Source organism: Sphingomonas aliaeris, assembly GCF_016743815.1.
GTDB lineage: Bacteria > Pseudomonadota > Alphaproteobacteria > Sphingomonadales > Sphingomonadaceae > Sphingomonas > Sphingomonas aliaeris.
In genome coordinates this window covers 178,319-201,874 of the sequence record NZ_CP061035.1, presented here as the reverse complement: position 1 = coordinate 201,874, position 23,556 = coordinate 178,319, and the positions used below count along the sequence as shown (strand labels likewise).

At 64.6% G+C, this 23,556-nt stretch carries 15 protein-coding genes; 5 read left to right on the top strand and 10 right to left on the bottom strand.

Annotated features, from left to right (window positions below; translation table 11 throughout):
- Positions 1-2 precede the first annotated feature (2 nt).
- Complete coding sequence (locus tag H5J25_RS00815; protein ID WP_202093867.1) at positions 3-233, top strand: hypothetical protein; 231 nt, start codon at positions 3-5, stop codon at positions 231-233.
- A 9-nt stretch (positions 234-242) separates the two neighbouring features.
- On the opposite strand, the gene H5J25_RS00810 is transcribed toward H5J25_RS00815, so the two are convergent.
- From H5J25_RS00810 to H5J25_RS00775, 8 genes are all read right to left on the bottom strand, one after another.
- Positions 243-1,823: an alkaline phosphatase D family protein gene (locus tag H5J25_RS00810; protein WP_202093865.1), complete on the bottom strand. Its 1,581-nt coding sequence runs from the start codon at positions 1,821-1,823 to the stop codon at positions 243-245.
- 82 nt (positions 1,824-1,905) lie between these two features.
- Positions 1,906-3,324 (bottom strand): FAD-binding oxidoreductase, encoded by a 1,419-nt coding sequence (locus H5J25_RS00805; RefSeq protein WP_202093863.1) that lies wholly within the window; start codon positions 3,322-3,324, stop codon positions 1,906-1,908.
- Between the two features lie 23 nt (positions 3,325-3,347).
- Positions 3,348-5,627 (bottom strand): TonB-dependent receptor, encoded by a 2,280-nt coding sequence (locus H5J25_RS00800; protein ID WP_202093861.1) that lies wholly within the window; start codon positions 5,625-5,627, stop codon positions 3,348-3,350.
- A gap of 153 nt (positions 5,628-5,780) precedes the next feature.
- A complete protein-coding gene (locus H5J25_RS00795) occupies positions 5,781-6,152 on the bottom strand; it encodes a response regulator (RefSeq protein WP_202093858.1) in 372 nt (123 codons plus the stop codon).
- Entirely contained in the window at positions 6,142-8,520 is a 2,379-nt protein-coding gene (locus tag H5J25_RS00790) for a PAS domain-containing protein (protein WP_202093856.1), read from the bottom strand. Before H5J25_RS00790 ends, H5J25_RS00795 begins: the two co-directional genes overlap by 11 nt.
- Positions 8,521-8,709: 189 nt before the next feature.
- Positions 8,710-10,143: a sensor histidine kinase gene (locus H5J25_RS00785; protein ID WP_202093854.1), complete on the bottom strand. Its 1,434-nt coding sequence runs from the start codon at positions 10,141-10,143 to the stop codon at positions 8,710-8,712.
- Entirely contained in the window at positions 10,143-10,838 is a 696-nt protein-coding gene (locus H5J25_RS00780) for a response regulator transcription factor (protein WP_202093852.1), read from the bottom strand. Before H5J25_RS00780 ends, H5J25_RS00785 begins: the two co-directional genes overlap by 1 nt.
- 59 nt (positions 10,839-10,897) lie before the next feature.
- Positions 10,898-13,999, bottom strand: a complete 3,102-nt coding sequence (locus tag H5J25_RS00775) for a TonB-dependent receptor domain-containing protein (protein ID WP_202093850.1) — start codon at positions 13,997-13,999, stop codon at positions 10,898-10,900.
- A 224-nt stretch (positions 14,000-14,223) separates the two neighbouring features.
- Here H5J25_RS00775 and H5J25_RS00770 point away from each other — a divergent pair, with 224 nt between their 5' ends.
- The gene (locus H5J25_RS00770) at positions 14,224-17,040 is read left to right on the top strand and encodes a M16 family metallopeptidase (RefSeq protein ID WP_202093849.1); all 2,817 of its coding nucleotides are present in this window, start codon (positions 14,224-14,226) and stop codon (positions 17,038-17,040) included.
- A 94-nt stretch (positions 17,041-17,134) separates the two neighbouring features.
- Here the strand turns inward: H5J25_RS00770 and H5J25_RS00765 are convergent, their stop codons facing one another.
- On the bottom strand, positions 17,135-17,599 hold the full coding sequence (locus H5J25_RS00765; protein WP_202093848.1) for a DUF4126 domain-containing protein: 465 nt from the start codon (positions 17,597-17,599) through the stop codon (positions 17,135-17,137).
- A gap of 281 nt (positions 17,600-17,880) precedes the next feature.
- Between H5J25_RS00765 and H5J25_RS00760 the strand changes: the two genes are divergently transcribed.
- Together H5J25_RS00760 and H5J25_RS00755 are read left to right on the top strand one after the other, a co-directional pair.
- On the top strand, positions 17,881-19,305 hold the full coding sequence (locus tag H5J25_RS00760) for an MFS transporter (RefSeq protein WP_202093847.1): 1,425 nt from the start codon (positions 17,881-17,883) through the stop codon (positions 19,303-19,305).
- Between the two features lie 25 nt (positions 19,306-19,330).
- Positions 19,331-20,017 carry a TetR/AcrR family transcriptional regulator gene (locus tag H5J25_RS00755; protein WP_202093846.1) on the top strand — a complete coding sequence of 229 codons (687 nt, stop codon included), beginning with the start codon at positions 19,331-19,333 and terminating at the stop codon, positions 20,015-20,017.
- Here H5J25_RS00755 and H5J25_RS00750 read toward each other — a convergent pair.
- Positions 20,012-20,917: a TetR/AcrR family transcriptional regulator gene (locus tag H5J25_RS00750; RefSeq protein ID WP_202093845.1), complete on the bottom strand. Its 906-nt coding sequence runs from the start codon at positions 20,915-20,917 to the stop codon at positions 20,012-20,014. The two genes, H5J25_RS00755 and H5J25_RS00750, sit on opposite strands and share 6 nt — an antisense overlap.
- A 210-nt stretch (positions 20,918-21,127) precedes the next feature.
- On the opposite strand from H5J25_RS00750, the gene H5J25_RS00745 reads away from it, so the two are divergent.
- Positions 21,128-23,542, top strand: coding sequence for a TonB-dependent receptor (locus H5J25_RS00745; RefSeq protein ID WP_202093844.1), 2,415 nt, complete (start codon positions 21,128-21,130; stop codon positions 23,540-23,542).
- The last annotated feature ends 14 nt before the right edge of the window (positions 23,543-23,556 follow it).

Here is a 23,556-nt window from a genome sequence, read left to right as displayed (position 1 = left end):
ACATGGCACTGATCAACTGCCCCGAATGCGCCCGCAGCGTATCGACCGCAGCTTACGCCTGCCCCGCCTGCGGCTATCCGATTGCGGATCGCCGCTCCGGCGGTCTCGACAGCCATGTGGCCGGCAAGGCGGTCAGCGGGATTGCGGCGTGGCTCGTCGTGCCCTGGGTCGCGAAGGCAGTCGTCGCGATCGTCGGGGTCATCGCGCTGTTCTGGTTCCTGGGGTCGCGATAGGCGGGACGGTCAGGCGGACAATCCGGGCCGCGCGGGATCGAGCGCGAAGCTGGCGATGTCACGAATCCCCGATGCCTCGTTGCGACTGTCCGCCAAGCCCCGAAAGACGACAGTCCCGCCAGCCGGGGTGAGGTCCACCCGCCCATAACCGCGCACGTCGCTTTCGGCGAAGGCGAGGCCATTACCCTTGGCAAGCCGTTCGAAGCTGTCGTCGTGCAACATCGATGTGATCGCGCCGCCGACGAACTCGGTGGCGATCGGTGACGCGTCTGGTTTGGCAGGATCGTGGATGTCGGCGGCGGCGAATGCATGAATATCCCCGCCAAGGGCAAGAGGACTGGATGTCTTCGCCTCTGCCCAGCGACTGAATATCCCTTCGCGGGCCGCCGGAAAGCCGGACCAGGAATCGGCGCTATATTGCGGCCCGCGCTCAAGGTGGTCGGCGTCGATCCGCGCCTGTTGATGCATCAGCGTCTGTTGAGCGAGAATATTCCATTTCGCGGTCGTGCGGCCCAGCGCGTGCATCAACCAACGTTCCTGCTGAGCCCCGAGCATCGTCCTGCGGGGATCGCCGAGGTCCGGGCACGCATCGATCAGGCTGCGATATTTCAGATGCGCCTCGACCAGACCGGGCGGCTGGCAGGCGGGCATGCCGCGATATTGCCGGTCGTCCAGGATCTGGAACTGCGCGAGCGATCCCCAGTCGAGCGTACGATACAGCCGCATCGCACTCCCGCGCGGGCGACACGCATCGCGCAACGGCAGATGTTCGTAATAGGCCTGATACGCCGCGGTGCGCCGGAGCAGCATCGCGGCGGGATCGCCGTTATTCTGGTCGCGAAGGCCGCCATAATCGTTCGCGACTTCGTGATCGTCCCACGTCAGCAACCAGGGTGCGGCACGATGCGCCGCCTGCAACATCGGATCCAGCTTGTAGGCGGCATAGCGCGCGCGGTAACTGGCGAGATCGGTCCCCGGGGCCTGACCCACGGTGCGGATCGTGTCGCCACCGGGCTTCGCATTATCTTCGTAGATATAGTCGCCCAGGAACAGGATGATATCCGGGTCTTCGTCGATCATGTGCGTATAAGCGGCGTAGCGGCCGACCTCATATTTCTGGCACGATCCGAAGCACAGGCGAAAACGATCGACCGCCGCGCCCAGCCCCGGCGCGGTGCGGGTCCGCCCGGTCGGGCTGGCTTCGCCACCGGTGATGAAGCGGTAGAAATAGCTCGAGGCGGGAAGAAGACCGCGAACATCTACGTGAATCGCATGCGCCCGGTCCGGCTCCGCGCGCGCCTGCCCCGAACGGACGATGCGCGTGAACGCCTCGTCCTCCGCCACGTCCCAGCGGACGGGCACCGCGACCGGCGGCATGCCGCCATCGGGCGCGGTCGGATCGGGGCCGAGGCGCGTCCACAGCACCACGCCGTCGGCAAGCGGATCGCCCGATGCGACGCCGAGCGCGAACAGGCCGGGTGGCAGGCGAAGCGCGCCGCGTGCGCCGACCGACAGCAAGGCCGTCGCGCCGATCGCTCCACCGATCAGCGCACGGCGGGTGACGGGGTTCGGGAATGCTGGAATGGCCATCCCAGACCTATCGGCTCCCCATATTGCGGAACGATGACGGTCCAAAGTCCCGTTCCGGCCGCTCGACCCCGGCCGGCATGCCTTAAGCGGCGAAGATCTTGCCCGGATTGAACAGACCGTCGGGATCGAGCGCCTGCTTTATCATGCGCATCATCGCCACGGCATCCTCGCCCAGTTCGGCGACGAGCGACGATTGCTTGCCGAGGCCGATACCGTGTTCGCCCGTGCACGTGCCGTCCATCGCCAGCGCACGCGCGACCAGGCGGTCGTTGATCGCCGCGACCGCGACGAATTCCTCGGGCCGGTTCGGATCGATCGGGAAGATGACGTGGAAATTACCGTCCCCCACATGCCCCAAGATCGCCGCCATCAGGCCGGCCTCGGCGATGTCGCGCTTCGTCTCCTCGATGCAGTCGGGCAGGCGGCTGATCGGCACGCAGACATCCGTGGTCCAGCCGACCGCGCCCGCGCGCAGATTGATGGCGGCGTAATAGGCTTCGTGCCGCGCCTTCCACAGCCGCGCGCGTTCCTCGGGCAGGTTCGACCATTGGAAGTCGCCGCCGCCATTCGCCGCGGCCAGTTCGCGCACCGTCTCGACCTGTTCGGCGACCCCGGCGGGCGAGCCGTGGAATTCGAAGAACAATGTCGTCACTTCGGGATAATCCAGTTTCGACCATCTGTTGACGGCCCGCATCTGCATGTCGTCCAGTATCTCGACACGCGCGAGCGGCACGCCGATCTGGATCGACTGCACCACCGCATCGACCGCGCCCCGCAACGTATCGAACCCGCACACCGCGGACGAGATCATTTCCGGAATGGCATGCAGACGAAGCGTGACTTCTGTGATGATGCCGAGCGTCCCTTCCGAACCGATGAACAGCCGCGTCAGATCGTAACCCGCGGCGGATTTGCGCGCGCGCTGTGCGGTCCGCACGATCTTGCCGTCGGGCGTGACGACGGTCAGGCTGAGGACCGCCTCGCGCATCGTGCCGTAGCGGACCGCGTTGGTGCCGCTCGCGCGTGTCGCCGCCATGCCGCCGATTGTTGCATTGGCGCCGGGATCGATCGGGAAGAACAGCCCCTGGTCGCGCAGGTACAGGTTCAGTTCCTCGCGCCGGACTCCCGCCTCGACCGTGCAATCGAAATCCTCGGCATTGACCGATACGATCCGCGTCATGTTGCTGAGGTTTATGGAGACGCCGCCACGTACCGCCAGCGTATGGCCCTCGATCGAGGTGCCCGCACCGTACGGAACGATCGGCACCTGCGCGGCACGGCACAGGTTCACCAGATCGGCGACGTCCTGCGTCGATCTCGCGAACACCACGGCGTCGGGGGGCATCGGCGTGAAATGCGCCTCGCTCTTGCCATGCTGGTCGCGGATCGCCTGCCCCGTCTGGCAATCCTCGCCGAACCGGTCGCTCAGCCTTGCGAGGAAAGCCGCGTCGACGTTCGACGGGCGGACGGCCGGGGCGGCAACGGGATGGTCGATATGCATCGTCTTACACCTGGATGGCCCGATCAGAACTTGATCGAGGCTTCTGCGCCGATAACGCGTGGCTGGTTGATGGCGGCGGCATAGAAAGCGCCCGGCGTGGCACTCGGGGCCAGACCGAGCTGTGTCGCAACGAGGATCTCGCGCTTGTCGGTCAGGTTCTTGACGAAGGCGGACAGCGTCCAGCTTCCCTGTTCGATACCGGCGCGCAGATCGAACGTCGTATAGGCGCCCAGCGTCTTGGGGAATTTGTTGGTATAATCGGTGACGCGCTTGCCGACGTAATTGGCGGTCGCGCCCGCGGTCAGCTTCATGTCGCCGCTGATCGGCGCGGAATAATCCGCCGTCAGCGATCCAGACCAGCGCGGGACATAGGGCAAGCGATCGTTCTTCACGCCGCCCGCCGCCGGTGCGGCCGTGGTCAGCTTCGCATCGGTATAGCCGACGTTCGCGCCGAAACTGATGCCGCGGCCGGGCTGATAGCGCAGCGTCGCTTCCGCGCCCTGGCTGGTCGCCTTGCCGCCATTGACGAGATAGTTGAACCCGCCGCCGCTCGTCTGGATCTGGATGTCGTTCCAGTCGGTGTAGAAGACCGCGGTGTCGAGCGACAGCTTGCGGTTCAAGGTCGATCCCTTGAAGCCGATTTCATACTGGGTCAGCTTGTCCGGCTGGAACGTCAGCGGGACGGTCGTGCTGGTCGGCGGGGCGGGATTGGGTCCGCCGGGGCGATAGCCGGTGGCGACGCGGCCATAGAACATCGCATCTTCCGACAGCTTGAAGCGCGGCGAGACCAGCCATGTCGTGACGTTCGCCTTTTCGGACCCGAGGACGACCAGACGCGGGCCGACGATCAGGCCCTGGTAATCCTGGAGGTAATTCTGGTCGTCATGGCTGTAGCGGATGCCGCCGAGCACATCGACGTTCGGGCCGAAATGCACGCGTGCGTTCCCGAAGAACGAATATTCCTTATACGTCGAATCGATCTTGGCGATCGCGATCGCGGGCAGCGGCAGCGTCGCGCCGGTGACGGTCGAGAAAGTGTCGATGCTGGGGATCTGGTTCTGGTCGTCTTCATGCGTCCAGTAGAATCCGGCCTGCAGGTCCAGCAGTCCGCCGAACATCCCGTTCGTGCTGGCGCGCGCTTCTTCCGACCAGCGATCGGTATGCTTGAACGTGTTCAGCCGGATGCCGAGCGTCGATCCCAGCCCGAACAACGGCCCGAGCGCCGCGCCATAGCCGCGCGTGCCGTCTGTCAGTTCGCGGAAGAAGATGCGCTGATAGGTGGTGGACGAGACCAGATCGACCTTGCCGAGCTCCGCGCGCACCGTCGCATTGTACAGCCGCAGGCGGACGAACCCCCGATCGCGGATGAAGCGGTTCTGCTTCAGGTCGCCATAGATAGGTTTCAAGGTCGCGGCATCGACATCGACGGTGTTCGTGCCGTTGGAGGTCGTGTCCTGACCGACCGCCGACAAATCGAGCCGCACGTCCGGCCCGAGCCGCATCGCCAGCACGGCGCGCCCGCCGCGGATGCGCGCGCTGTTGACGTTCTTCACGCCGATCAGCGGATTGATATTATCGATATAGCCCGGATCGAAGCGGTAGAAGGCGGAGGCGTGGAACGCGAGCTGGCCCGGCGCGAGCGGGATGTTGATCATGCCACGCGCCGAATAGCCGACATCGCCCTTCGCCACGGACGTCACGCCGCCCGATGCGCGCCCCTCGAACCGGTCGAGATTGGGCGCGGAGGTGGCGAACTTGACCAGTCCGCCGACCGCGCCCGCGCCGTACAGCGTACCCTGCGGCCCCTTCAGCACTTCGATCTGTTGCAGGTCCGACGGGTCGAGATCGGGCGTGATGCCGCTGCCGCCGGTATAGGCGTTGACCGAACCGACCGGCGCCTCGTCGATATAATAGCCCGTGGTCGATCCCGGCTGCGCCGCGCCGGTGGTGATGCCGCGCAACGTGATCTGCGCGTTGCCGGTGCGCGCGGTGGTCAGCGACAAGCCGGGGACGCGCGTGGCGTAATCGCTGAAGCGGACGATCCCGCCCTTGGTCAGGTCCGTCGCGGTGACGACGGAAACGGACGCGGCGACGTCCTTCAGGCGCTCGCTCCGCTTGGTCGCGGTGACGATGATTTCCGATACGTCGCCGGAGGCGTCAGCCATGTCCTGGGATGCGGCGGGCGCAACGGGCGCAGCGACGTCTGGCGCTGCGTTCGGGCCTGCCGCGAATGCCGAACCGGCAACCGAGACTGCGATGGCGGCGCTGGCTCGCAAGGCGATACGCAAGGACCGTGTCTTCATGGCTCAACTCTCCCCGAACCGTTACGCGCCGACACCTTATGATGCTCAGCCTTTCAGATAGGTCGTCCTATCAGATAGGATCGAAGAGTCGCGCATTACTGTTTTGCCGATCGGCTTTGCCACTGTGCCGAAGACGCGCGTCGCCCGTGCCGCCTAGTTGCGCGCGCCTCCCAGCGCGCGTTCGATCGCATTGGCGAGATCGGCGCTGCGAAACGGTTTTTTTAGGACGGTCGCACCGACATAGTCGCCCTCCATCCCATGTTCGCCATAGCCCGTCGCGAACAGGAACGGCACGTGGCGCGCGCGCAGCACGTCGGCGATCGGGAAGCTGCGATGTTCACCGAGATTGACGTCGAGGATCGCGAAGGACAGGTCCAGCGACCGGGCGAGCGGCAGTGCCTCGGGCAGGCCCATCGCGGTTTCGACATCCGAATAGCCGAGGTCGAACAGCATGTCCTCGACCAGCATGAGCACCGCGCTCTCATCCTCCACGACGAGGACGCGGGGGGATGCTTCAGGATCCATCTCGATCTCCGTTGGCTGTCAGTGCCTGCGCGAGGTTGGGGTGCGATGCGGTAGCCGTCTCGGCGAGCGGCGCCTCGATCGTGCAGGTGACGCCTTCCGGGGCATAGGTCAGTTCTACCGAACCGCGCAGTTCGCGCGCGAGCTGGCGTTCGATCAGGCGCGTGCCGAATCCCTTGCGCAGCGGCGGCGTCACGGGCGGGCCGCCATGTTCGGACCAGTTCAGCATCAGGCACGGCGCCGCCCCGTTCTGGTCGATCGTCCAGCGAATCGTGACATGCCCGCCCGGAACCGTCAGCGCGCCATATTTCGCGGCGTTGGTGCACAGTTCGTGCAGCGCCATCGACAGGCTGAGCGCCATCTTGGGCGACAGGCGCCAGTCCGGCCCCTGCACGGTGAAGGCATTCTGATCGCCGCCGCCATGCGCCGCGACCGCCTCCAGCACGACGTCCCGCAAACGCGCGCCTTCCCAATTCTCGCGCGTCAATACGTCATGGACGTTGGACAAGGCGAGCAGGCGGGATTCGAACAAGGCGCGCTGGCTGGCGGGGGCCCCGCCGCCCTGTTCGTCGGTGCGGAACGTCTGCATCGCGATCGACTGGATCGTTGCGAGCGTGTTCTTTACCCGGTGGTTCAGCTCGTCGATCAACAGCCGCTGGTGCAGGCTGGCGCGGGTGCGGTGCGTGACGTCGATCGAGATGCCCGCGATGCGCACCGCATCGCCCGCCGCATCGAATACCGGGCGGCCGCGCAGGTTGATCCAGCGGATCTGCGCGTCCGGCCAGATGACACGGACGTCGATATTATAATCGCGGCATTCTGCGATCGACAGTCGCAACTCCTGGTCCTGCCGCTCGCGATCGTCGGGATGCACCGCGTCGCGAAGGTCGGCATAGGAGAAGGCATCGCCCGGCTTGCGACCGAAATTCTCCCGGCATTGCGGCGACGTGGTCAGCGTATCCGCCGCGAGATCCAGTTCCCACGCGCCGAGGCCACCGGCGTCGAGCGCAAAGCTCAGCCGCTCCTCCTCCGCCTGCAGCGCTTCCTTCGCCAGCTTGCGTTCGGTAAGGTCGAGCATCGCGCCGATCATGCGCAACGGCGTGCCCTGCGGATCGCGCGCGACATAGCCGCGGTCGAGCACATCGGCGAAGCTGCCATCGCCGCGCAGGAAACGATATTCCTCCGTCCAATGTTCTTCGGTGCTTTCGATCACCGCATGGATCGAATGCTCGACGCGCGCACGATCGTCGGGATGGATCCGGCTGATCCACCAATCGCCGGTATGCTCGACTTCTTCGGGGGCATAGCGATAGGCCGCGTACAACGCCTCGTTCCACAGCACCGAATTGCTTTGCAGATCCCAGTCCCAGATCGCGTCGTTGGTCGCGAGTGCGGCGATCCGGTAGCGCTGGTTGGTGTCGCGTGCCTTCGCCTCCGCGCTGACGCGTTCCAGCGCTGACCAGACGCGTTCGGCCATGTCGCGAACCAGATCCACCTCGACATCCGTCCACACGCGCGGCTGCGTGGAATGGACCAGCGCGTTCGCAACGATCTTGCCGGCGCGCACCAAAGGCACGTTGATCAGCGCGGCGATGCCCAGCGCCTGGAACCGCTCCAGCACGCCGGCCTCGTTGGTGCGGGGATCCTGCGCGGTGTCGGACACCATGATCGCCTGCCCCTCGCGCAACGCGGTCAGGAACGTCGTTCCATAGTCGCGCGCGTCGTGACGGCCGGTCAGGGTGGCGACATCGCAGGCATTCCACTCGCCGCGCACGACGACATGGCGCTGATCGCCCTCGACGCGGACATACGCGGCATAGGGCGCGCGGATCGCCTCGGCGAGCAGCCTGCTCGCCCGCACCACGATATCCTCGATATCGTCGAGATCGCGCAGGCTGGCGTCGAGCGCTGACTGCAGATTCTGGCGGCGATCGGCCAGCACCTGCCGCGTGATCTCGTTGCAGGGACAGAAGAAGCCGGCGATGCTGCCATCCTCGTCCCGCACGGGGGTGTAGGAAAAGGCGAAGTGGGTCTGTTCCGCAAAGCCCCTGCGCTGCATGGTCAGCGCGATGTCGTCCATGTGAACCGACTGGCCGGACAGAACCGTGTCCACGAGTGGCCGCAGATCGCCCTCGATCTCATGCCACACCTTCAGGAAGTCGCGCCCAAGCGCCGCAGGATGCTTGTTCGCCAGGATCTCGGCATAGGCATCGTTGTACAGCAGCGTGCGATCCGCGCCCCAGACGATGAACATCGGCTGGTTCGAGTTGAGCATGACGTCGACCAGAGTCTTGAGCGGCTGCGGCCAGCCTTCCGGCGCGCCCAGCACGGTGGAAGACCAAGCAAACTCCCGGACCATTCTGCCCATCATCCCCCCACCGGAGACCAGCGAGTCCGGATTCGCGGTCGATGGGGCGACCTGCACTTCGTCATTCATTTTCGAAGCTTAGCGGCTGGAAACGCAAATCTCTACGGCTAGTTGATGGTCTTGCGCCCATTTCCGCAGTGCGTAGACGCCCCCTTCCGAAGCAGTGCGGGCGGCAGCGCGAGTGTTGCAGCGTCAGACCCGCTCCTCGTAACGGTCGGCGTCCTCGTCCTCCGGCCGCAACGCCGGCCGGATGTCGACGTGGAATACGGTGCCGCCGCCCGTGGGGGACGATGCGTCGATCGTGCCGCCGTGAAAGACGACGATCTCCTTCGTTATCGCCAGGCCGAGCCCCGAACCCTTGCGGTTGGGCGGATGTTTGACGAACGGTTCGAACAGATAGTCGCGAATGTCCGGCGGGATGCCCGGACCGCCGTCGATGATCCGTATCCGCCCATCACCCCCGATCGCGGCGGTCACCGGCGATGACGGCGCCGAAACTGATGCGGCGTTGCGAAGCAGGTTGAGGACAGCGATGCCGAGCAGGGCCGCATTGCCACCCGCCACGCGCCAATTCGCCTCGCCTTCCTGACGCAAGCGGAAGCGATGCTGCGGGAATTCGTCGCGAACGTCATCGATCGCTTCCTCGACGACGCCCAGCAACGGGAAGGCGTGACGTTCCTGCTGCTGATACTGGATCCGCATCAGATCCAGCAGCTGATTGGTGATGCGGGCCAGCATCTGCACGTCGTGCTTGACGTCGTCTTTCTCCGGCGAGTCATCGAGCGCCTCCAGCCGGACGCGCAGGATCGCCAGCGGCGTGCGCAGTTCATGTGCCGCCGCGGCCAGGAACAGCCATTGGCGGTCGAAATCGGCACGCACCCGCGCGGCCTGCGCGTTGATGATGCGCGCCAGCGGGCGCACCTCCAATGGAAACCGGTCGACTGGCATCTCGATCCGCCCGCCGTCGAAATCGAAGCCCCGCACCGCCGTGCGCACGCGGCGAAACGCGCGGAAGGTCAGCAGGCCCGTCGCGGCGAAGAGCAAGACGGCGAGCAGGAGCGCGCTGCCATATCCTGTCATCACGTCTATGAATTGCGCGGTAAAGGTCGCGTTGGGCTGGTTAGACGGCATCGTGATGACGTGGCGCAGGTTCTGTAGTTCAATATAGTAACTGGCGGCACCGCAATCGTTGTAGAGGACATAGCGTCCGCCTGATTGCCGTGTTGCCGGACGCCGCAGCGAAGACAGCTGGCATATCTCCAGGCCGTCCAGCCCCGCCGACCGCACGCGAAGGCGGCGTAATTCGCCTTCCAGCGTATCCAAGGGCTGTATGTTGCCCCCCGTATGGCCGTTATCCCGGATGAAGTACCGCAGATCTGGGTTTCGCTCGATCGTGCGTCGAACGACATCGGAAGCGAGGAATGCCCGTTGGTCGAAGCCACCGCGGTGGGCATGGCCTATCAGCTGGATCGCGAGCATGTCGTACCCCGCTTCCAGTACCACTGGCGATACGCGGCTGAGCCGCTCGACGCGGATCGCGAGCAGCGCCGCCAGCAGCAGCAACGCCGTGGTCAGCAGGACGACCTGCGCCACGATCGACGAGCGTATGACTTGGAGAACCCGCATCACCGATCGGCCGCTGTCGGCGGAATCGCGGGGTTGAGGCGATAGCCAAGTCCCCTGACGGTCTGGACGATCACGGCCGCGCCTTCCTGTCGCAACTTCTGGCGCAACCGGGAAATGTGGGATTCAAGCGCGTTGGATTCGATCTGGGTGTCGAAGCCGTACAAGGCTTCCTCGATATCGCGTCGTTGCACGATCCGGCCGGCGCGGGTGAACAGCAGTTCAAGCAGGAAATGTTCGCGGCGCCGCGTTAGCAACGGCTGGCCGTCGATGAAAAACTCCCGCGTATCCTCGTCATACGTGACATTGCCGACCTGATGGCGCTGGCGTGCGACACCCGCCGGATGGCGCAACGCCACCCGGATCCGCGCGATCAGTTCGTCAGGTTCGAACGGTTTGACGATATAGTCGTAGGCACCGAGTTCCAGCCCCTCGATCCGCTGCGGCGTCCGGTTCAGCGCCGACAGCACGATGAAGCGGTTGGGCCGGGCGATGCGGTTGCAGAAGTCGATCAGTTGCAAACCGTCCCCGTCGGGCAGTGTCCGATCGAGCAACACGGCATCGTACACGAACCCCTGTATCGCCGCCCGCGCCTGCGAGAGATCGGGCACCACGTCGACGATGAACGCGTGCCGAGTCAGTAATTTCGCCAGGCCCGCGGCCATCGCTGGCTCATCTTCCACCAACAACAGCCGCATGTACGCCCCCCGTCCGCCGCCCGTCCCGCGCCGTTCCCGAATACCCCGCGCCAACGGGGTCAGAACGACATGCGCGCCTCCAGATACAGCACCCGGCCGCGAATGTCGTATCGCGATGCGTCGAACGGACGACGTTCGATCAGGGCGAAGGGCGGTGCCGCGTCGAAGATGTTCCGGCCGCCGGCATTGATGCTGATCGTCTGGCTGTAATTCCAGGCCACCGACAGGTCGAACGTCGTCAGGCTCTTGACCGGAAACGATCCGTCCGGCGTGCCGTCGAAGTCGGCATCGAATGGCACACCTTCGATGAAGGTGACGCCGTAATTGTTCAGATAGGCCGGGGTGTATCGTCCCGTCAGACGCGCGGAGAACTGACGGCCCTGATAATCGAGATAGCCGATGATCTTGTATCGATCCATGCCGCGCGCCGTGCCGGTCAGATCCGGCGCCTCGCCACCCGCTACCGGTGTGCGCTTCTGCCGGAGGTTGCGGAGATAGAATAGCGAGGGCGTGATCGTGCCGAAACTCGTATAGATCGAATAGTCGGCCTTCACCTCGATCGATTCCGTTTCCAGTCGCCCGATATTCAGTGACTTGATCGTCTGCGACCGTATCTCGCCATCGGCACCGCGCTGGAAGAATTCCGGATTGCCGAAATACAGATCGGCCGAGACGATGGAGAACAGTTCGATCGACGAACCGATCTGGTCCTTGATCCTGGTCTTGTAATAGCTCGTTTCGATATTGAGGCCCGACAGCGTTCCGGCGGGCGTCCAGTTGGCGTTCAGCTGATAGCTTTGCGACGTTTCCGGCTTGAGGAGCGGATTGCCCTCCAGAAACAGCGGGATTTCGCGGAACTCGATGGCGTCGCCGTCCGGCGACAGCGGATCCTGCAACAGGAATGCCGTCGTCTCCTGGCCGGACGTCACGTTGTACAGCGAACTGAAAGGCGGCGGCGTGAAGTTCGACGACCACGATCCGCGGAAAGACAGGCCGGATACCGGCGTCCACGCGACGCCGATCCGCGGACTGACGCGATCGAACTTGGATTTCCCCTCGATCACTTCCCCGCCCTCGGCATAGGGAATGTTGTCGACGGTGCCGATCGGGCCTTTATACGTATAACGATCGTACCGCGCGTTCGCGGAGATATCGAGGGTCTGGATCAGCGGCACGTTCATGTCGCGACCGATCAGGGGAAGCCTCAGCTCCACATAGGCGGCGCCGACATCGTTGGTCGCAGGCCGAAGCGACGCGCGCGTGACCGTGACGCCGCTGGGCGTGCTGAAGGTTTCGGACCGGATCCGCTCCCCATCCACGGTGCTGGTCCGGTATTCGGCCCCGATCGCGATACGGACCTTGCCGGCAGGCAGGCTGAACGGCGCGGCGGTGAACAGCGCGTCCCCGGAATGTTGCGACGAACTGTTGTTCAACTGGCGCTGGTTGACGAAAAATACGTCGATCGGCGCGCCGGTCGTGGCCGTTCCGTCGCTGAGGAAATTGAACGCCTCGTTCGGATCGCTGCTGCGGATCGCGGCGCATTGCCGGGCGGCGACCGCGTCGATGTCGGCGATCTCCATCGTGTTCCTGACGCCGTCGTCGGCCCCGCAAACGCCGTTGATCGGATTGTAGAAGCTTATGTTCGTCAGGCCCTGCTGCGATCCTTTCGAGCTGGTCCGCGACCATGTGTAATTGGCGCGGACCACCGTATCCCTGCTGAAGTCGTAGATCAGCCCGCCGGTAAGGGTATGCGATCGGCCGGTCGTCTCCTGATACCCGCGCGGGATCTTGCCCGACGCATATTCGGCGGTCGGGTAATAATATGCAGAGAAAAAGGCGTCCTGCGCCCCCGGCCGCAGATCGCTGAGCTTGATGGGACTATAAGCCTGATCCAGCGGGACATTTTCCAGCTTCAGCACATCCTGCACATCGCGCAGCGTCGATGTGTTGACCGACCCCAGATAGTCGATGGTCAGCCGCAATCGGTCGGTCACGCGCTGGTCGATGCTGGCGGAAAAACCCAGGTTGGACATGAATTCGCCGCCGTCGCGCGGGATGATGCTGGGCGACGTACGATAGTCGAACGGCCCGAGCCCGGCAAAGGTCGGGTTGCTATGGTTGACGCCCCCGCGCCATTGCAATGTTTCATCGAAGAAAGCCGGAAAACCATCGGGGTCGGCGGACGGAACCGAGTAGGATAGCGCAAGCGCGGCTGGCTGCGCGCCGTCCGACGGACTTCTCTGGTCCAACGGGAAATTGGTGCGTCCCGCGGCGGCGAGTTGTTCCGGCGTGATGCGGCCGGAAAAATCATGGGTGGTATAGCCCAGCTTGGCATTCTGGACCGGCCTGATCCTGCTGTAGGACGCGGTCGCGGTGATCGATCCCGACCCCCATGACCGGGCGGCGCTGCCCGTCCATTGTGCCGTATGCGCGCCCGTGCTGCTGAGTTCAGCGCGGGATGTCACGGAATAGCCGTTATAGCCGCGTTTGAGAATGAAGTTCACGACGCCGCCAAGCGCGTCCGACCCGTAGACCGAACTGCCGCCCCCCAGGCTGATTTCGACCCGATCGATCGCAGCGAGCGGGATGTTGTTGATGTTGGCGAAGCCCTCCTCGATCCCTGCCGCGCCGGCGATCCGCCGTCCGTTGAGCAAAACCAACGTGTTCTTGGTGCCGAGCCCGCGCAGGTTGATCCCGCCGACGCCAAGCCCGCCCAGCCCGCCATCGTCGAACCGTACTTCGGTTTCGCTGCGATTGTTCAGCCCGGTCCCGACCGACGCCTGGTTCTGCGGCAGCGTGCGGATGAAATCCTGCACGTTGGACACGCCCAGCGCCCGGATATCTTCAGCGGTATAGACGCGCACGTCACTGGTCGGATCGTTCGTCGGCAGCCGGGTGCCGGTTGCTACTACCAGATCGTCGGCGGACGTATCGGTCGACGGATCGGAAAATGGCGTGCCGTCCTGCGCAGGATCGCTCAAGGAAGGCATCGCGGCGGCGTTCGGCTCCTGCGCCTGATCCGCGGAAACTTCCATAGGGGCCGGCTTCTCTGTTACAGGTGCGGCGGGGATGGTCTGCGCGGCCGCGATTCCGCCGATCAGTGCGCCGGGCATCGCCAGGATCGTGGTCAGGAACAGCGCGGCTTTCTGGCGTCGGTGCATGTGATGTTTTCCCCCTGATCGACGCGCCGCCCGCTTTTGCGAGTCGGCGCCCCCGTTGCCCCGGATCGTCAGAGTCGAAGATTGCAGCAGTCTTGTAGGGAACCGCATCAGCCGATCCCGCCGCATGTCCGATCCCCGATCGTGCCGCGGCGCTGCAATGATGCTGCAAGGTTCACGCCGAGAATGACACCCGACCCCGCATCGGGGCGTGGTGGAGCGACACAGTGGCGAAGAAAACCGGGACAAGGCTGACAGTATTACTGTCCATGGTGGCGGCGTCCGCGCTGGCGAGCGGGGCGACCGGCGCGAAGCGGACGCAGCAGCGTCCGCCGGCCCCGGCAAAACACCCGGCCAAACCGTTGCTCGGCCCGGCCGCGCTTGCCCTGGAACGCCTGGAAATCAAATTCGAAAAATTCACTCTGCCCAATGGTCTGACCGTGATCGTCTATCCCGATCATAGCCAGAAGAAGGTTTACGTATCGACAACCTACCGTGTCGGATCAAAGGACGAACCCGAAGGCAAATCCGGTTTCGCACACCTGTTCGAACATCTGATGTTCCAGGAAACATCCAATCGAAAGGGTGAATTCTTCACGCCGCTGCGGGACAACGGCGTGTTCAATATGAACGGCAACACCACGACCGATCGTACCCGCTATTTCGAATCGGTTCCGACCAACGAACTGGATCTGGCGCTGTGGATGGAAAGCGACCGGATGCAGTATTTGCTCGGCGCGGTCGACCAGGCCGCGCTGGATAGCCAGCGTGCGGTGGTCAAGAACGAAAAACGCCAGAACGAAAGCGCCGCAAGTGCAGCGCAATCGGCCGCCTATCTGGCTGCGATGTATCCAAAGGGCCATCCCTATGCTCACGGCGTGATCGGTTCGATGACCGATCTGGACAATGCCAAGCTTGCCGATGTCCGCGAATGGTTCGACTCCTACTACGGTGCGGCCAACGCGATCCTGCTGCTCGCCGGGGATATCGATGTCGCAACCGCGAGGGAGAAGGTCGGCCATTATTTCAAGGACGTCCGTCCGGGCCAGCGGATACAGGAAATTGCCGAATGGATCCCGACGATGACCCCCGGCCGGCGCCTGCGATTCTATGACAAGACGGCCAATCGCCGGATCACCCGGTCCTGGCCGGTGCCGCACGGTCATGGCCGAGAGGGGGTGCTGCTGAGCACGTTCGCTGCCACGTTGTTCGGCACGCCCGACAGTCCGCTCAATCGCGCGTTGGTCGAGAATGACGGACCCGCGCTGTCGGCGTTCGCGATGTACAGCGACTCTCAGGTCAACGGCATCTTTTCGGTCAGTGTCGAGCTGAAGCCCGGCGCCGACTTGGCGCTTGTCGAGCGCAAGTTGGATACGGTCATGGCCGACGCCTTGCGTGCGGGGCCTGATGCAGGCGCGCTGAAAGACTATCTCGCCAACAAGGACGAGATCCTGCTGTCGGCCTTCGTCGATGCGGATGTGCTGGGTGGGATGCTCGAAGCGGGCGAGCTGGAAGCCGGCGACCCGTTGTTGTTCAAGACGGCGCGGCGCTGGGAAAACGATGCGACCACCGCCGATATCGCGGCGACTGCTCGCAACTGGCTGCAGCGGCCGTACCTGACGACCGAAACATTCCCGGAGGCCCGCTCGCAGCCCCCGACCGCCGGGTCGGTCGATCGCAAGACAATGCCTGCGGTGCCGCCGACCGTCGCGACGCTGGAGTTTCCCCCGATCGAGCAGGCAACGCTCGCCAACGGCGCAAAGGTCGTCGTGGTCCGGCGCCCGAAACTGCCGATGGTCGATGTCTCCATACAGTTCGCGACGGGCAAATATATCGATCGTCCCTATGCGCCCGACCTTGCCAGCTTCACGTTCGGCAGCATCTTCGATGCCAGCGCCCGCCATCCCGCCGACCGGATCGCGGGGCGGATGCGCGAACTGTCGATTTCGCCATCCGCCAGTGCCGGGGACCGGCGCAGCAGCATCCAGTTCTCCACCATCTCGCCGCGACTGGACGAGGCGATGGACTTCGTGTCCGAAGTGGTCCGCGAACCGGCCTTCCCGCAGAAGAAGATCGACGAGTACATGATGCAGGTCGGTCCTTCGTACGACACCTATGAAGACAATCCCGCCGGCGCTCAGGACACGCTTTTCTCGCTCGCTTTGTGGGGTACCGATCACCCCAACGGCAAGATCGACACCCGGGAAACGGTGCGCGCCATCAATCGCGACAAGATGGTCGACTTCTACAATAAGGAAGTCGGCCCGGCCAACATGACCGTCTATTTCGTCGGCGATATCACGCTGGACCATGCACGGACGCTGGTTGAGCGGAACTTTGCGCAATGGCACCTTAAGGCACGCCCGGCAGGTACCATCGATGCGCCACCGGCGCGGCCGACCGGCGTCAAGGTCGTCCTGATCGACGTCCCAGGGGCGCAGCAGAGCAACATCATGGCCGGGCGGCTGATCGAGCCCTGGTCGATGCGTCGGGCGATGACAGAAATCCTCAGCAACGGCCCGATCGGCGGAGCGTTTACCAGCCGGATCAACCTCAACCTGCGTGAGGATAAGGGCTGGACGTACTGCATGTCGACCGGGCTCGGCAATTCGATCCGCTCGCAGCGCACCTTCTACGTCAAGGGGTCCGTGCAGACCGATGCGACGACGCCCGCGATCAAGGAGATCACCAAGGAGATCGAGGCGTACATCACCACCCGGCCGATGACCGACAGCGAACTGACGATCGAGCGCGACAATCTAATGAATTCGTTCGCGCCGTTCCTGTCGTCGAACGGCGCATACATGACCGCGATAACCGACGCGGACGCGCGCGGGATGCCGCTGGACTTCGTCAGGACCACCCCGGACGTCGTGCGCAGCATCACCCTCCAGGAAGCGCGCGATCTCGCCAAGCAGGATTTCCGCAGCGACGATTTCGTGTGGACGATTGCCGGCGATCTACAGCGCATCGAAGCGGATATCCGCGCGCTGAACCTTGGCCCCGTCGAGGTGCAGGACGTTTACGGCCATCGCATCCGGTAAGCGACCATCCCCGACGCGATCCATATTAGGGGTCCCGGTCGCGACCGGGACCCCTTTTCGCGTCGATCACGGCTCGATCATCGGACGATCCCGATCAGCCTTTTTTCGCGAATAGCGACGGATTGGCGATGGCCAGTCCGCTGCCGAATACCACGGCATCCTCGACGAAGCCGGTCGCGGTCTGGCCGTAGCGCCGCATGCCCCATTTGCGGGCCGCCAGCCCGGCATAAGACGAGGCGAACGCCGCGCCGACCGCGATGGCGGCGCCCAGGACGCGTTTGTCGCGCGGTGCCAGCGCGGCGCCCGCATAGGCCGCGGTGATGCCGCGTACGGCAAGTCCGATCGGCACCGTCCGGTCCGGCGCGGTCTTCATCTTGTCGCCTGCCATCTCGGCAGCGGCGAAGGCAACGGTCCCGGCCGCGATCACCGGGTTCAGCATGAGCTTCTGGAGCGGAAGGTCGGGCGCGATCTCGTCGCGGCGGGTGGCGGTGGCGATCACCGCCAGCGGCGTGATGCCACGCTGGCCCGCGACGAGGCCGATGAGGAACGAACGAAGCATGGCAGGTCTCCGATAGAGTGGCTGGTGCGCACCGGTGCCGGCGATGAACGCCGGCATGCATAGTATCCGGCATGCATAGTAACGGGCTGCCAACGCTTCCGGCCCGCGCCCGATCCCTCCGCCCACGGGCTATCCGATCGGCGCGATCGCCGCTCGCGCCGATAACGAAGTGATTCCGCACACGGCGAACGAACGCCGATTGACAGGAGCCGCGGATTAAAATCTATATATCGCACCAATAGTGTTGGCGTTTTGACCAATGCATGCGTGGGAGAGGTTACATGGCTGGCAGGACACTCGCGGCCGACGGCGCCATCCCGATCTCCGTCGAACAGGATTATCCCTCCGCCGCTTACGGCTGGTTCGTCGTGTTCGTCCTGACGGTGGCCTATGTCTTCTCCTTCCTCGACCGCCAGATCCTCAGCCTGCTGGTCGAGCCGATGAAGCGGGACCTGGGGCTGAGCGATACGCAGATCAGTCTGTTGCAGGGATTGGCCTTCGCCTTGTGCAACGTGCTGGTTGGCCTGCCGCTCGGCCGGCTGGTCGACTCGAAACGGCGCACCTGGCTCGTCGCGGGTGGGATCGCATTCTGGAGCCTGGCGACCGCCGGCTGCGGACTGGTGCGCAGCTATGGCGCATTGCTCGCATTGCGCATGGGGGTCGGCGCGGGCGAAGCCGTCCTGACACCGGCGGCCAACTCCCTGATCGGCGACCATTTCCCACCGCACAAGGTCGGCCTGCCGCTCGCGGTCTACAGCATCGGTATCTATATCGGCGGCGGTCTCGCGTTGGTGATCGGCGCGACGATCATCGCCGGGACGCTGCAATCCGGGCCGATGTTGCTGCCGCTGGTCGGCGAGATCCGGCCGTGGCAATCCGTCTTCCTGATCATCGGCCTGCCCGGGTTGCTCGTCGCTCTCGTCGCCTTGTGCCTGCGCGAACCACGGCGGACCGGCGCGGTACATTCGATCACCGCCGCGGATGGCAGCCAGGTCGCGGCGGCACTGCCGCTGCGCGACGTTTTCGCCTATCTGCGCGAGAACAAGCGCGCATTCCTGTCGATCAACCTTTTCATGGGGTTTTCCGCCGTTGCGGGATACGGAGTCGCGGCGTGGGTGCCGACGATGTTCATCCGGCGGCACGGGTGGACCGCGGTCGAGATCGGGCACATTTACGGCCTGCTCCTGCTGACGTTCGGGACGGCGGGCGTGCTGTGCGGCGGCTGGCTGGGCGATGTCATGACGCGGCGGCGCGGCGCTTCGGGCCGGTTGCGCGCCGCCTTGTGGGTGAAGATCGCGACGATCCCGTTGATCTTCGGCTATACGCTGTTGCCGGACGGCGGATTGGCGCTGATCCCGCTGGCCGGCACGGTGTTTCTGCCCACCTTCCTGAACGGTCTCAGCCCGGCGATCATTCAGCAGATGGTCCCCAACCAGATGCGCGGCACGGCGATCTCGATCGCGCTGCTCGTCATCAACCTGCTCGGGCTGGGCCTCGGCCCGACGCTGATCGCGCTGATGACGGACCGGGTATTCCATGATCCCGCGATGATCCATCTCGCGATCCTGGCGGTCAGCGTCGCGATGCTGATCCTGTCGCTCACCTGCCTGCTGATCGGATACCGGCCGTATATCGCCTTGGTCGAGCGGCTTCAGGCCGGCAGCGTGTCGCGCGAAGCGCAGGCCGCGGGAGCGACTAGCCCTTGACCCCGGCAGTCGATATGCCGGAGCCATGATCGAGCACCGATCCCAACCCGGCGGCAACGAACCGGCGTCCGCCGCGACGAGCGATCGCCAGCCCCGCTTCAACCGCGACGAACGCCAGGCGGACCTGCTCCGCCATGCCGCGCGCGAAGTGCTCGGCCAGGGCGGTTTCCCGATCTCGTTCGAGCGGCTGGCCTGCGCGGCCAAGGTGAGCAAGGCGCTGGTCTACAACTATTTTCCGAACCAGTATGCGCTGGGATCGGCCTTGTTGAGCGATGCGCTGGCGGTGGTCGATCGCACCGCCCTGCGCCACGCCGTCGCTCAACCCGATGTCCTGACCGCGGCCCGCGATTGCGCCGATCTCTATTTCGATCTCGTCAGCCGGCACGGGCCGCTGCTGCACGTGCTGCTCGCGGACGCGTTCCTGGAACAGGGGCCGGATCGCACCACGTTCGGTCGCGCATCCGTGATGCTCCTGCCCATCGCGCGACGGCTGAAACGCGAACTGGGACTGTCGTCGCGCGAGGCGATGGTCATCGTGCAATTGCTGCTGACTATACCGGAAGAAGCCGGCCGCAAGGTCTTCCACGGCGATGTGGATGCCGAACTGGCCCGCCGCCTGTGCGGCGAGACGATCGTGGCGAGCCTCGCCGCGCTGGACGGCCAGACGCCCGCGCATGTGGCCGAAGTCGCCGCCGGCGCGGACTTCCTATGATCGGGTGCCGTAGCGGTCGATCATATGCGCCTGTCCGCCGCCGATCGCGGGCATGACCAGCCGTTCCGCCGTGGCGAGATCGATCTTGCCGCGCGCCAGCAGCCGCCCGCCCCGAAGCGACAGCGCGGTCAGCATCGCACCGACGATCGCGCTGACCTGCGGCGGGACGCGGTACGCCTCCTGATACACGTCGCCGAACACCTTGCGGTTGGCGTTGCGGCGGTCCTCATGCTCCTCGCGCAGGATCGCGCGGACATCGGGCAGGCCGAGCAATTGCTGCAGCACTTCGCCGCGCGTCGCGACCTGCCGTAGATAGGCCAGGGTCGTCAGCGTGTAGCGCATCCGGGGATCGGTACAGTGGCGGCTGGCGGCGAGCCGCGCCTTGTTCATCTCGACCAGTTCGGAACGCGCGATCGCCGCAAGCAATTCGGCCGCGCTCTTGAAGTAGTTATAGCTTTGCGCCTCGCTCATGCCGAGGTCGCGCGCGACACGCTTCATCGACACCGCATGCACGCCTTCCGCGCGCACCAGCGCCTCGCCCTGCGCCAGGATCTTCTCGCGCCGCTCCTCGCGCGTCAGCCGCTGCCGGGGGCGCCGCGACCGGGATCGCGCCGGGGCGATCGTCGCATGCAGATCGATACCGGCCGGCGCCGGCGGCAAGGGCGTCTGCGCCTCGTCCTTGCCGGCATAGACCTTCGCCCAATATCCGCGCGTCGGGTACGGCACGAGCAATCGATCGCAGATCTTGGCGAGTCCATTTCCCGACAGGCCCAGTTCGCTCGCGATCGTCGTCATCGACTTCGACCATACCAGATCGTAGATTTCCCGGCGCGACAGCTGCGTTCCGTCCGCCGCCACCGGGTCGATCGGCACTGAATCGGAGTCGATCGGGTCGCGCATCGATCGATCAAGCACCTTCCCGATATGATTTGCAAGCGAATGAACGGGGTTGACCGATCGTCCAGTTCGAATCTAGATTATAACCATCGCACCAATAGGGCTTCGAACGAGCCAAGGTGCGCAGGAGAGCGGCCGGACATGTCTACACGGCGTTGCGGCGTCCTCCGTTTGTCGTCCGATCCCGGTCGGACCTGTCAGGGGAGGATCGTAATGCACACACGCACGACCATCGTAACGTTACTGACCGGAGTGTCCGCGCTTGCCCTGCCGGCCGGCGCATCGGCACAGACGACCCAGGTCGGAACGGCCACCGCGACGACCGCCGCGGAAACGATTCCGCAGACCAGCCCGGCCGACGCCGGTGCCGCCCCCCCATTGTCGAGCGACGTCACGGCGGAAATCGTCGTGACCGCGCAACGCCGCGCCGAAAGCGTTCAGCGCGTCCCCGTCGCGATCACCGCGGTACGGGGCGACGCCTTGCAGCGCCTGAACATCACCAGCCCGCAGCAATTGACGTTGATCGACCCCAGCGTGCGGTACAAACAAAGCACCAGCGCCGGTAATTCCGGCTTCCTGATCCGCGGTATCGGCACCAGCAGCTTTTCGGCCGGTATCGAACAGAGCATATCGACCGTCGTCGACGGCGTCGTACTGGGCGATCCCTCGACCATTTCGACCTTGGTCGATATCGAACGCGTCGAGATCCTGCGCGGCCCGCAAGGCATGCTGTTCGGCAAGAACGCATCCGCCGGCCTGGTGTCGTTCACCACCGTCCGGCCGAAGATCGGCGTGGCCGAACTGGTCGGTCATGGCGAACTGGGCACGCAGGGGCACGGCGTCGCCAATCTGATCGGCAACCTGCCGATTTCCGAAACCTCCGCACTGCGCGTGTTCGGTTTCTACAAGCAGCGCGACGGCGTGGTCCGCAACCTCAACCCGGCCCTGCCGCGCGACGTCGACGGGCAGTTGAACTATGGTGGCGGCGCGAAATTCCTGTGGAAACCGACGGATGCGCTCAGCGTCTTCCTGTCCGCCGATTATTCGGAGGTCGGCCGCTTCTGCTGTTCTATGGTGTGGGCGAAGAACGCGCCGGGCTACGCGCCGGCCGTGACGCTGGCGCAATACGGGATTACCGCATCCCCCACCAACCGCTACGTCGCGATCGGCGGCCGATCCTATGGCTATGCGAAGCGCGGCGGCGGTTCGGCGGAAATCAATTACGATATGGGCGATTATGCGCTCACGTCGCTCACCGCGTACCGCCAGTCCTACCGTGAATCCTTCTACGACGGCGACAATACGACGGTGAATTACGTCGACCGGAACGGCGGATCGAATGCGCTGCGCCAGATCAGCGAGGAACTCAGGCTGACGTCGCCGACCGGGGGCCTGATCGATTATGTCGCCGGACTGTTCTTCTTCGACCAGCATGCGAAGGGCTTTATCGACCAGCAGGGCCGGCTGGAATGGATCGTCCCGGCATCGAACGGAACGGTCATCCGCGTCGTACCCTCCCAGCCGGTCGGGACGATATTCGACGGCAATCTCACCAACCGCGTCCATTCGCGTAGCTATGCCGCCTTCGCGCAGGCCAATGTCCACGCGACGGACAAGTTGAATTTCATTCTCGGCGGTCGCCTGACGCGCGACGTGCTGAAACTGGACTATAGCCGCGGCTCGGTGCCGGGGACGATCCCCATCCCGGGCGGCGTCACCCTGTCGCTGCGCCAGGAGACCTCTAACACCAACTTCTCCTTCAGGGTCGGCGCGCAATATAGCGTGAGCGATCAGATCATGACCTACGCGACGGTTTCGCGCGGTTATAAAGGCCCAGGTTTCAGCGGCCTGACCGTGTCGAACGCATCGCAGGACCAGCGTGTCGCGCCGGAAATCCCGACCAATTACGAACTCGGTATTCGCGCCACGATGCTCGACCGGCGGCTGACGGTGAACGCGACCTTGTTCAAGACGCACGTCCGCGATTTCCAGGCGCAGGTCGCCGATCTGTCGAGCGCGAGCTACGCGAACCGCATCACCAATGCCGGTTCGCTCAACAGCAAAGGCGTCGAATTCAGCATTATCGCCCGCCCGATGCCCGATCTGACGCTCAGCGGCGGCGGCGCCTATGTCGATGCGAAATACGGCGAGTTCAATGGCGTCCAATGCTATTTCGGCCAACCCAAGGTCGCGCAGGGCGGGCCATGCACCGCGCCGCCCGCCAACCCGACGTCGATCGACGGGTTCTTCAACGCCGCCGGACTGCGGCTCGCCGCTGCGCCCAGGTTCAGCTACAATCTCGTCGCCGATTACCAGCGTCTGATCGGATCCGATCTGCGCGCCTCGGTGCAGTTCAACTTTACCGGCCAATCCGACGTCAATTACTCGGCGAATGGCGATCCGGGGACGATCCAGAAGGCGTTCGGGCTGCTCGGCGGCAATGTCGGGATCGGCGCGGCGGACAGTCGGTGGCGTGTCGGCCTGTTCGCGATCAACCTGCTCGACAAGAGATGGGCGGCGCAGAAAAACCCCAGCCCGACGACGACGCTGAACCCGGGCGGCTATCTGCAATATTACAGCCCGGATGCGGTACGCACCATCGGGCTGACCCTGGACTTCAGACTGTGACGGAGGGTGTTTTT